Source organism: Bacillus sp. A1, assembly GCF_042296235.1.
Taxonomy (GTDB): domain Bacteria; phylum Bacillota; class Bacilli; order Bacillales; family Bacillaceae; genus Bacillus; species Bacillus velezensis.
Map to the genome: position 1 here is coordinate 1,855,769 of NZ_CP141181.1, position 11,166 is coordinate 1,866,934.

An 11,166-nucleotide genomic window follows, 5' to 3' on the forward strand; every position below is an offset into this window, starting at 1 on the left:
CCGGATGTGTGGTATACGCCCTGCGGGTTTGGTATGATAGTACTACTGCCCAATACGACACAGAAAGGAACATCCATTTGAACGAACAGGAAGGAAAAAAAGAAACGGTCATTTTGGTCGGCTGCCAGCTTCCGCACATGACAGATGAGCACTTTGAACATTCCATGGAAGAGCTTGCTTCATTGACAAAAACGGCTGACGGAACGGTGCTGACCCGGATTACGCAAAAACGGAACAGAGCGGATGCCGCTACATATATAGGCAAGGGGAAAGTAGACGAGCTGAAGGCGCTGTGTGAAGAGCTTGAAGCGGATCTGGTCATTTTTAATGATGAACTGTCACCGAGCCAGCTTAAATCACTCGCCACTGCAATTGAAGCGAAGATCATCGACCGCACGCAGCTTATTTTGGATATTTTCGCAAAAAGGGCGAAGACGAGAGAAGGAAAGCTTCAGATCGAATTGGCCCAGCTTCAATACGCGCTGCCGCGTCTGAGCGGACAAGGAATCAATCTCTCAAGACAAGGCGGCGGAATCGGGACGAGAGGGCCCGGTGAGACAAAGCTTGAAACAGACCGGCGCCACATTAGAAACCGCATACACGAAATTAACGTGCAGCTTTCAACGGTTATCCGCCACAGAAGCCGTTATCGGGAGAGACGAAAAAAGAACGGCGTGCTTCAGGCTGCACTCGTCGGGTATACCAATGCCGGAAAATCAACATGGTTCAATCAATTAACGAGCTCAGACAGCTATGAAGAAGATCTGCTGTTTGCAACACTTGATCCGATGACGAGAAAGATGGCGCTCCCAAGCGGCTACAGCGTCCTTTTGTCTGATACGGTCGGCTTCATTCAGGATCTGCCGACGACGCTGATTGCCGCTTTCCGCTCAACGCTTGAGGAAGTGAAGGAAGCAGACTTGATCATTCATGTCATTGATTCATCCAATGAAGATTATGCCGGACATGAACAGACGGTCCTCGGTCTGTTAAAAGAGCTTGAGGCAGATGATATTCCGGTGCTGACCGCTTATAACAAACGTGATGAGACACTTCCTGACTTCATCCCGACAGCGGGAGAAGGCCACATCATGATCAGCGCCAGAATCGCCGGGGATGAAGCAAAACTAAAAGCGGAAATCGAATCTTATTTGCGCCGGGAGCTGATGACGCCGTATGAAGTTCATGTGCCTGCCGCCGAAGGCAAATTGATGTCACGCATCAAATCAGAGACCATGATCGACAGCCTTTATTTTAATGAAGAAAATGAACGCTACGAAGTCTCAGGTTATGTACAGGAAGAACAAAGCATACTCGGAGAACTGATGAAATTCATGTAAGGAAGGTATACACAACATGTTTGACACACTGACCCACGGCGCTCTTTTACAAAAAACCGCCGAAGAAACAGAAGCGGAAATCTCCGCCGTTCATAAAAGAATAGAAGAAATCAGTGAACGGAATGAATGGAGAGTCCTGCAAAGCTACAGAAAACATAAAGTAAGCGATACGCATTTTACGCCTTCAACCGGATACGGTTATGACGATATCGGACGAGATACACTGGAGAAGATCTATGCTGATGTGTTCGGAGGAGAGGCGGGACTCGTGCGGCCTCAAATCATTTCCGGAACGCATGCGATTTCAATCGCGCTTTTCGGTGTGCTGAGACCCGGGGACGAATTGCTTTATATTACAGGCAAGCCTTACGATACACTTGAGGAAATCGTCGGAGTAAGAGGCGGGGAGTATTCAGGCTCGCTTAAGGAATTTCAAATCGGATACAATGCAGTCGATTTAACATCAGAAGGCAGAGTGGACTTTGAAGCGGTCCGGGCTGCAATCCGGCCGAATACAAAAGTGATCGGCATCCAGCGTTCAAAAGGATATGCGAATCGTCCGTCTTTCAGAATAAATGAAATTGAAGAGATGATTCGTTTCGTAAAGGAAATCAAAGAAGATGTCATTGTTTTTGTGGACAATTGCTACGGAGAATTTGCAGAAGAGCGGGAACCCTGCCACGTCGGAGCGGATCTTATGGCCGGCTCCCTGATTAAAAACCCGGGCGGCGGCCTTGCTAAAACGGGCGGCTATCTTGTAGGGAAAGCCAAGTGGATTGAGGCCTGCTCTTACCGGATGACCTCCCCGGGAATCGGAAGTGAAGCCGGGGCTTCGCTTTATTCACTGCAGGAAATGTATCAAGGTTTCTTTCTCGCTCCGCATGTAGTGGCGCAAAGCTTGAAGGGAGCGGTATTTACCGCCCGTTTTCTTGAAAAGCTCGGCTTTACGTCAAACCCTGCATGGAATGCGCCGAGAACGGATCTGATTCAATCAGTTGAGTTTCAGGACCCTGAAAAGATGATCGCTTTTTGCCAGGCGATACAATATGCTTCACCGATTAATGCGCATGTGACGCCTTATCCGAGCTATATGCCGGGATATGAAGACGATGTCATTATGGCAGCGGGCACTTTCGTACAGGGAGCAAGCATTGAATTATCAGCAGATGGACCTATCAGACCGCCTTATGTTGCGTATGTCCAAGGAGGATTAACCTACGCGCACGTGAAAAATGCGATTTGCAGCGCCGTAAATGCTTTAATGGAAAAAGAACTGATCTAGGCCGTTTGCAATTTTCAAAGAATTTGATGTTAAGATTCCTCACATTGTGTTGACACAAAATATAACATCACCTATAATGAGACTAAGATAAGAAAAGGAGGAAATTGAGATGAGTGATAACATTCGCCGCTCAATGCCTTTATTTCCAATTGGGATTGTCATGCAGTTAACAGAACTTTCTGCCCGGCAAATTCGATATTATGAGGAAAATGGATTGATATTTCCAGCGAGAAGCGAAGGAAATAGACGATTATTTTCATTCCATGATGTAGATAAACTGTTAGAAATTAAAAATCTGATTGAACAAGGCGTCAATATGGCGGGGATCAAACAAATTCTGGATAAGGCATCTGCCGAACCGGAAGAAAAATCCGAAAAAACCGCCAAACCGATGAAGCACGATCTGTCTGATGACGAACTCAGAAAGCTTCTGAAAAACGAACTGATGCAGGCAGGCCGTTTCCAGCGGGGAAATACTTTCCGCCAAGGTGACATGTCCCGATTCTTTCATTAATCCGTTAGCAACTGTTTTGCTATATACATTTACCTTTTAGAGGAGGAGTTTTACGAAATGGCAAAGTACACAAGAGAAGACATCGTAAAATTAGTAAATGAGGAAAACGTAAAGTATATCCGCCTTCAGTTCACAGACATTCTCGGAACGATTAAAAACGTGGAAATTCCTGTGAGCCAGCTTGAAAAAGCACTTGATAATAAATGCATGTTCGACGGTTCTTCCATCGAAGGTTTTGTCCGTATCGAAGAGTCTGATATGTACTTATATCCTGATCTGAACACATTTGTAATCTTCCCATGGACTGCTGAAAAAGGTAAAGTAGCACGCTTCATCTGTGACATTTACAATCCGGACGGCACGCCGTTCGAAGGTGACCCGCGTAACAACCTCAAACGGATTCTGAAAGAAATGAAAGAACTCGGTTTCAGCGATTTCAATCTTGGACCTGAGCCTGAATTCTTCCTGTTTAAATTAGATGAAAAAGGCGAACCGACGCTTGAATTGAACGATAAAGGCGGATACTTCGACCTGGCTCCGACTGACTTGGGAGAAAACTGCCGCCGCGATATCGTGCTTGAGCTTGAAGAAATGGGCTTTGAAATCGAAGCATCTCACCATGAAGTTGCTCCGGGTCAGCACGAAATCGATTTTAAATATGCCGGTGCCATCCGTTCTTGTGACGACATCCAAACTTTCAAACTGGTTGTCAAAACGATCGCCCGCAAACACGGTCTGCATGCGACATTCATGCCAAAACCGCTGTTCGGCGTAAACGGTTCCGGTATGCACTGCAACCTATCACTCTTTAAAGATAGCGTTAACGCATTCTTTGATAAAGACGCTGATCTTCAGCTGAGTGAAACAGCAAAACATTTCATTGCCGGTATCGTAAAACACGCGACAAGCTTTACGGCTGTTACAAACCCGACAGTGAACTCTTACAAACGCCTTGTTCCGGGCTATGAAGCACCTTGCTACGTGGCATGGAGCGCGCAAAACAGAAGCCCGCTGATCCGTATCCCGGCTTCCCGCGGCATCAGCACGCGTGTTGAAGTCCGCAGCGTAGACCCGGCGGCAAACCCGTACCTGGCGTTAAGCGTATTGCTTGCAGCAGGCCTTGACGGAATCAAAAACAAACTTGAAGCACCGGCTCCGATTGACCGTAACATCTACGTCATGAGCAAAGAAGAGCGCATGGAAAACGGCATCGTAGATCTTCCGGCGACACTGGCGGAAGCTCTCGACGAATTCAAATCAAACGAAGTCATGGTTGCAGCGCTCGGCGAGCACCTGTTCGAACACTTCATCGAAGCAAAAGAAATCGAATGGGATATGTTCCGCACACAGGTTCATCCGTGGGAGCGCGAACAGTATATGTCTCAGTATTAATCTCTCAATCCCTTGGCACTATTGGTGTCAGGGGATTTTTTGATTTTGGTCATATTTTGGTCCTTGACCAAAATATGACCAAAAAAATTTGAAGTTATGAATCTAACTCCACAATTGAGGACACGTATTTCTCGTAATCCTTTATTCGGTTTTGGTCAAGCTTCTTACTAATATGTGAATAAACATCGGCAGTTACCATTATGCTTTTATGCCTAAACGTTCTTGATGTATTTCATATAAGCGCCTGACTCTAAAAGTAAAACTGTATGTGTATGGTGTAATACATGGATCGGCATTTTATTGATATTAACACGTTTTAGCACTATTGGGGTCCTGGAAAACTACTGGATACAAAAAGCCGATTTTCCTTACGCCAAGGAGTTAATCAGCTTTTCCTTTTGAATTTAACATTTGTATATTGCTTCATACAGTCTGGTGACGCCTTCTTTTATTTCTTCATTATTCAGATGCCCATAACCCAAAATAATTTGATTATGATGTTTTCCTTTTTCAATTGTATGACCTTCTACCGGGTATACTTTAACTCCTGATTGTTCGATTTGTTTAAGTGATTCTTTTGAAAAATCGAAGTCTTTCAATTCAACAATTAGGTGCAATCCTGTCGAATAACCAAAAATATTAACCTCATTCGAAAATGTTGTTTTAATACAGTGAATAAGAAAATCTCTCCGTTTTTTATAAATCTTTTTCATCTTGGTAATATGTCGTTCCAAATAACCTTCATCAATAAAACGTGCAAGGATAATCTGATCTAAGGAAGGGGTATGCAGATCCGAAAACCATTTAAGCCTGCGGCATTTTTCAATAAGATGTGAAGGAAGTATTAAATATCCCATTCTAAGGGCTGGTGATAAGATTTTACTAAACGAACCAATGTATAACACTCGTTCTGGATCCAATCCTTGTAATGAACTTACAGGTGGACCTTCATATCGAAACTCACTGTCATAATCATCTTCAACAAGATAACAATTTGTTTTTCTCGAATAGTTAATCAATTGAATTCGTCTTTGAATCGGTAACGTTCCTCCTAACGGGAACTGATGTGAAGGGGTGATAAAGACAAACTTCGGACTTTTATTTAATGGCAGCAAAGATGACTTCATACCATATTCATCAACGGGTATAGGGTAAAGGGAAGAACCTGGAGTTTTAAAAATGGTTTGAATATCATTCGTTATTGGGTCTTCAATTATCACCATGTCATTCGGAGATAAGAGTAATTTAGAAACAAGCGTTAAAGCTTGAGTTGCACCAGAAGTAATCACAATTTGTTCTGGATGACAATCCACACCTCGTGTTTTCGCTAAATAACGTGATAAAACTTGCCTTAATTCAAGGACGTCCTTCAGGAATATCATACCCAAACGCAGAAGTTGATGTATCATTCCATACGGCGTGAGACAATTTTGCCCATGTCTTACGCGGAAATAAATCCAATGCGGGTATCCCCGAACGAAAGTTGATGATGTGCTTATTTTTGTTTTTATCCTCATCCCAATTTAAAGAATAAAATAAAGGCATCTTTTTATTTTGTTCTAAAAAAGTCCCTTTTGCAACAAATGTCCCTGCACCCATCCGTGAAACTAAAAACCCTTCAGACGATAATTGATCATAAGCTTCTAAAATCACATTCCTAGACACTTTTAACTCAGAAGATAGTTCACGTGTAGATGGTAGTTTCTCTCCTGATTGTAAGCCGCCATTTAAAATTCGTTCCCGTATTTGCTGATAAACTTGTCTTATTAAAGGTATATCCAACGATCGATCAATGGGTATCCAAAGCATATTACATTTTCCCCTTAAATAAAATTGGTACCATCAAAAATTATAATGAATGGTACTAATATAAACCATTTTATCATGATAAAGTTAATTCAAATAGTAAAAAGGAGATGTATGATGATGATTAGTCCAGAAGTCCAATTCGCCCAAGAACTTAAATCGATTGCACGAAATAAACATATTAAATCCTACATTCAACAATCCAATGAACTCTATCCCTTATTATTACAAGCTGCACAACGATTTGTCACCGGGGAACATAGGCAGGATGGGATTGTAACTGCAAAAGAACTAATCCTAAGAGGTTATTCTATTTCAATGGAATACATAGGGGAAAATACAACTGATTTAGAAGAATGCCGAAAAGCAAAAAATGAGTTTTTGAATCTTATTGAAGAAATGGGTTCTCTGTCTATGAAGCAAACTGTCTCGCTTGATTTATCACATATCGGGTTATCTGTGGATTCAGAAACAGCTTATATTCATTTGCTGGAGGTAGCCGAGAAAGCAAATTTGTACGGGATTACACTTATGATAAGCATGGAAGAATCATCGAAAACAAATGACATTCTTGATATCTATAAAAAAACAACGGAGAAGTACCCTAATGTTGGGATAACGATACAGGCTCACTTATACCGATCTAACAATGATATTCAGGAACTCGTTCATTATCCTGGGAAGGTACGAGTTGTCAAAGGAGCTTATCAAGAATCTGTCGATATTTCTATGCCCAGATCAAAGGAATTAAATAACCGTTATCTTAAACTTGTACAACATGTAATACAAGCTAATCACTCAGTATCCATAGCTACACATGATGAGATGCTTATTCAAGAAATGGAACACCGACAATATTTTAATCATCCCCGCGTAGAAATGGAAATGCTCTACGGAATCCGTCCCGATTTGTTAAGGAATTTAAAAAGTAAAGGGTACAACTGTAAAGCATATTTGACTTACGGAAAAGAGTGGTACTTGTATTTATGCCATCGAATAGCTGAATATCCGGAAAATTTATTTGGTGTAGTAACGGATATGATCAATCCATCTTTATCAGAGAGAAGTAAACTGTATTGAACGAACAGGTTTGAAAATCAGTTTGGCCATGATTATTGTGGGAAGTTCAGTTGTAGTAGGTAAACTAATCGTTCAAAGTTTTTCAGTGTTCTTATCACTAAGATTTCGTGCTGCAGTATTATTCTAGTTCCATTATTGATAAAATTTGAAGGGTATCCTTACTATTAGTAAGGGAGATTTATTGATCCTGTTTTTATAAGCACTATCTGGTGTATTTTTATGTTATATGGACTTACAATAACAACCACAGCAATTGAAGGTGGAATTATTACAAGTACAATTTCAGAAGTCACAGGGGGGCTTGCCGTCCTTTTCCTTAAGGAGGAATTAACAAAAAATATAATGTTGGGAATTTTGCTAGCAGTTTTAGGGACATTAATAATTAAATTTTCATTACCTGTTTCATCCGTTAAGTCTGTTTCAAAAAGATAATGAAAAAAGGAGAAAACTTGAATTTGTGATGGACGGAATAAGAAATAATACAGATCAAAAGCGATCTTACAAGCTGTTTCTTAAACACCTGAGGCACCGTATTGCATTGGACCAGGTTTGATAGGTGAACATAAGAATTAAAAAATGAAAATCAAGTATTTAAAAAAGACCTCCAACATTCAGAGGTCTTTTTCTTATTCGACTTAAAGAGTTATTGATATACGGATATTGGTTAAGATTTATGTTTTCTATACATTTTGTTACAGACATATATGATTAAAATAAACAGAGCATTATACAAAATAGTAGTGGTGAGATATTGAGTTCCTGTGACACCCTTATAACTCCACTCAGGGTCTTTTTTTATATCAAATATATATCCTTTGTCATCTGCTGTTTGAAGTGTGATATATGTATCGCTGCCCTTGGATTTTGTAATATTCACCCCGTAATCAATGAAGTTTGTATCATTATAATGAATGGGTAGGGAAGAATAATCAGCAAATAATTGTTTTATTAGATTAGAAGGCACAGAAATATAAAGTTTTATCGAATCATCGCCTCCTAGACTCGTTAGATATTCTTCTGCTTTTATAAAGCGGGTTTTTTCTGGAAAATGTATATTGAAATTTCTTTGAAATTTTGCAATATCAGAAGAAGAAATGTTGTTTTTTTGATAATATTCCGGAGCGCCAAAGGAATTAAAGAGATGCCAACCATTAAAAACTAAAAAAGCAGTACCTATAAAAATAAATAAAAAAACCTTGAAGAGCTTTTTCACTCTATTCACCTCTTAAGAATTGTAACATATTCTTGTTTTGATTTTTGTAAACCAATAATAAGATAGAGTCCCCCTTCAAAATAAAAGAAAGAAAGGGGATAGGTATTTAATTTGTTGCTTATTAACAGTGCCATCAGCATTTCTGGTAACCGTTGTGCTTTCTTTAACTGTTTGATTGAAGCATTTGAGATGTTTTTGGTAAGTGTCAATAAAGCAGAAGCATCAATATTGGTCTTTAAATTAAGGGAATTAAGCTTTTTCTCTAAAGATTTAATTTGCTGATTTAACTGTTCGACAGCTTTTGAAGATGTATCAGCTTTGGGTGTGAGTATGATCTTTAAATCTTGACTCAAATATAGGTCACATCCTTTCGAATAGGGGAGAGTGATTTTTAGGGCATATAAAAAAGCCACTCATTATTGAGCGACTTTGTTTGCTTTCCGTATTGCTATCTCCATAATCCCTTGCCATATTTCAGCATTTGATAAAGCATCCTTAACTTTTGGATCATCCTGTTTAAACCCTTTAACATTCTCTAGTCCAAATTCATCTTTACTCGGCAGGAAATTAAATCTGTAAATAGGGGAGGAGAAATCATCGAGCTTTAATTTCAAATCAATTTTTTTGAAATACTTTGTTTCTGTCTTATTGGAAGTCAGCCCGCCAACTAAAGCTCCAATACTGCCTGCGGCTAATCCACCTACAACAGCGCCTGTTATTTGACTTCCTTTGGACACTTTTGTAATTGTACTATCATCAATTGAAACCTCGGCTTCAATGATTTTTTCAAAGGGGATAATTGTTTCTTCAAGTGTTCCATATTGATTGAATTTGTGAATCATAAATTTATCTTCCGGTTCAATCAATGTAAGCTTTGCATTTTTATCTGGATTAATAATCGACTTGCAATTAGAAGGGAAGTTCCCAACCATCTCAATCTCGTTTGCCCTTTTTTTATCTATTTCTTTTTGCTTATCCGATGCTAAAACCCCAATAATAATGAAAGAGCCGACAATTAAAATTAGAATGATAGCCCATATCATCCAATCACCGCCAGTATTATTTTCCTACATTATAGCATGATTTCCAAAAGTGTAGAACTAACAATATGAAATAAAGCGAGTGATTACTTACCATCTCTTAGGTAATAACTCTACATTAAAGAAAATTTATTTATCTGACTTAAGCTCTTCGAGCAAATCTTTAAAATAAGCTGCTGTATTTGAAATTTTAATATCCTTTCTGGCAGAATTATATATAATCTTACTTATTATCATAGCAACAATACCGTACAATAAAAAATTTATATAGTTTTCGTCTGTAATTTTTGCAAGGTTTACTTTAAATAAGATTTGTAAAACAACAAGCATTGTACCAATAAGTACAGCGGCAACAGTCCATAATTTGGTATGGTCAAATTTCCGTTGAATTCTAGCCAGTCGGGCTATCGCAGCCGATAAGTCTGTTTTAGATAATGTTTTCAGCACTTCAATTTTTTTTCGGTGAAGATCATGATCATATTCCACTTCTTCTGGAAATTCTCTTTTAATAAATTCTATAAGTTCTGAACTTCTTAATTTAATTAAGCTCTCTTCCAAATATTTTTTGTAATATGCTTCATTGTCCAAAATGTTCACCTCAAGGTGATTATCGGACACAAATGGAAATTTTAAAGAAGAAAGGTGACTACAAAGCTTATTTCATACATAAGCAAAACCCCTCAATTGAAGGATCTTGATTCTGCATAAAAGAGGGATTTCATAAAGAGTGCTGCCTAAAGCAAATCAATTGATATGTCTCCCAACAGGCTTTTCTTAATCTTTCCGTATTCAAGTTTACCGGTGCTTGCGTTGTAAACAAGAACTTTACCATCACTGATTTTGGATTCATCAATCTGTTTAGACCCGAATTGATTCTTATCTGCTTTAGTATCAAGCAGCCTAGTTAATTCAGCAACAGCTTCGGCCAATTCATCAATTTGCTGTTGCATTTTCTCAATTGAACTTTGGTGAGGATTGAAGAGACTCATAATGTTTACGAGAAGATTTGATTCTTTTCTTCTTTAAAATCACGAAGGTCGTAATGCTTAATTGTTGTAGACACGTTATTATGCTGTGCAACATATTTACTCACGAGCTCAATCTTAATTTTCTTGACTTCAAGAAGGTAGGTAATACAGGAGGCTTAAAAGAGGTGAGGGTTAATGCGGCGGCCGAGGATATCAGAAAGAACATCAGAACAAAAATAGTCAGCCCAACCCTCTGACATTTGTCTTGGTTGACCACCGTACTGTGTAGTAAATAGATATTCATGGTCATATCCCCGTTGTTCATGCCAAAGCTTCAAATATTCCAGAGCTTCTGTGTTAATCATGTAGTCGAGGGGTTTTCCTTCGCCTTTTCCTTTTCCAAGAACTTTGTGAGCCATGACATAAGATTGTCTCTTTTAAATTGAATGATTTCAGCTCTTCTGGCACCTACATTATAAACCGTTTTTGGACACAGAAAACCGCGTATGACAAGTGAAATAGCACAACAGC

Annotated in this window: 10 protein-coding genes and 4 pseudogenes; 7 read left to right on the plus strand and 7 right to left on the minus strand. The window is 39.4% G+C overall.

The features are described 5' to 3' along the window. Positions 1–77 precede the first annotated feature (77 nt). The 4 genes from hflX (at position 78) to glnA (ending at position 4,528) form a co-directional block, all read left to right on the plus strand. On the plus strand, positions 78–1,340 hold the full coding sequence (gene hflX, locus U2H13_RS09120; protein WP_160216864.1) for a GTPase HflX: 1,263 nt from the start codon (positions 78–80) through the stop codon (positions 1,338–1,340). A gap of 16 nt (positions 1,341–1,356) precedes the next feature. Further along, positions 1,357–2,622 (plus strand): aminotransferase class I/II-fold pyridoxal phosphate-dependent enzyme, encoded by a 1,266-nt coding sequence (locus tag U2H13_RS09125; protein WP_014417839.1) that lies wholly within the window; start codon positions 1,357–1,359, stop codon positions 2,620–2,622. A 109-nt stretch (positions 2,623–2,731) separates the two neighbouring features. Beyond that, positions 2,732–3,136 carry a transcriptional repressor GlnR gene (gene glnR / locus U2H13_RS09130; protein WP_007611631.1) on the plus strand — a complete coding sequence of 135 codons (405 nt, stop codon included), beginning with the start codon at positions 2,732–2,734 and terminating at the stop codon, positions 3,134–3,136. A 57-nt stretch (positions 3,137–3,193) separates the two neighbouring features. Continuing rightward, a complete protein-coding gene (gene glnA, locus U2H13_RS09135; protein ID WP_007410365.1) occupies positions 3,194–4,528 on the plus strand; it encodes a type I glutamate--ammonia ligase in 1,335 nt (444 codons plus the stop codon). Positions 4,529–4,932: 404 nt separating this feature from the next. On the opposite strand, the pseudogene U2H13_RS09140 reads toward glnA, so the two are convergent. Further along, a pseudogene (locus tag U2H13_RS09140) lies at positions 4,933–6,337 on the minus strand (PLP-dependent aminotransferase family protein). A 117-nt stretch (positions 6,338–6,454) separates the two neighbouring features. On the opposite strand from U2H13_RS09140, the gene U2H13_RS09145 reads away from it, so the two are divergent. The 3 genes and pseudogenes from U2H13_RS09145 to U2H13_RS09155 all read left to right on the plus strand — a co-directional run. Beyond that, positions 6,455–7,414, plus strand: coding sequence for a proline dehydrogenase family protein (locus U2H13_RS09145; RefSeq protein ID WP_109567369.1), 960 nt, complete (start codon positions 6,455–6,457; stop codon positions 7,412–7,414). 219 nt (positions 7,415–7,633) lie between these two features. Then, complete coding sequence (locus U2H13_RS09150) at positions 7,634–7,846, plus strand: EamA family transporter (RefSeq protein ID WP_376700779.1); 213 nt, start codon at positions 7,634–7,636, stop codon at positions 7,844–7,846. Continuing rightward, positions 7,824–7,930: pseudogene (locus tag U2H13_RS09155) on the plus strand (DNA polymerase); the annotation flags it as partial. The gene U2H13_RS09150 and the pseudogene U2H13_RS09155, both read left to right, overlap by 23 nt. Positions 7,931–8,078: 148 nt before the next feature. Here U2H13_RS09155 and U2H13_RS09160 read toward each other — a convergent pair. The 6 genes and pseudogenes from U2H13_RS09160 to U2H13_RS09185 form a co-directional block, all read right to left on the minus strand. Further along, a complete protein-coding gene (locus U2H13_RS09160) occupies positions 8,079–8,627 on the minus strand; it encodes a hypothetical protein (protein ID WP_109566957.1) in 549 nt (182 codons plus the stop codon). A gap of 102 nt (positions 8,628–8,729) precedes the next feature. Further along, positions 8,730–8,980 (minus strand): annotated as a pseudogene (locus tag U2H13_RS09165) (hypothetical protein); the annotation flags it as partial. A gap of 63 nt (positions 8,981–9,043) precedes the next feature. After that, the gene (locus U2H13_RS09170) at positions 9,044–9,670 is read right to left on the minus strand and encodes a hypothetical protein (RefSeq protein WP_109566958.1); all 627 of its coding nucleotides are present in this window, start codon (positions 9,668–9,670) and stop codon (positions 9,044–9,046) included. Positions 9,671–9,796: 126 nt separating this feature from the next. Beyond that, positions 9,797–10,255: a hypothetical protein gene (locus tag U2H13_RS09175; protein WP_109566959.1), complete on the minus strand. Its 459-nt coding sequence runs from the start codon at positions 10,253–10,255 to the stop codon at positions 9,797–9,799. Between the two features lie 146 nt (positions 10,256–10,401). Further along, complete coding sequence (locus tag U2H13_RS09180; RefSeq protein ID WP_109567370.1) at positions 10,402–10,617, minus strand: hypothetical protein; 216 nt, start codon at positions 10,615–10,617, stop codon at positions 10,402–10,404. Between the two features lie 44 nt (positions 10,618–10,661). Next, positions 10,662–11,119: pseudogene (locus U2H13_RS09185) on the minus strand (site-specific integrase); the annotation flags it as partial. Positions 11,120–11,166: the final 47 nt, after the last annotated feature.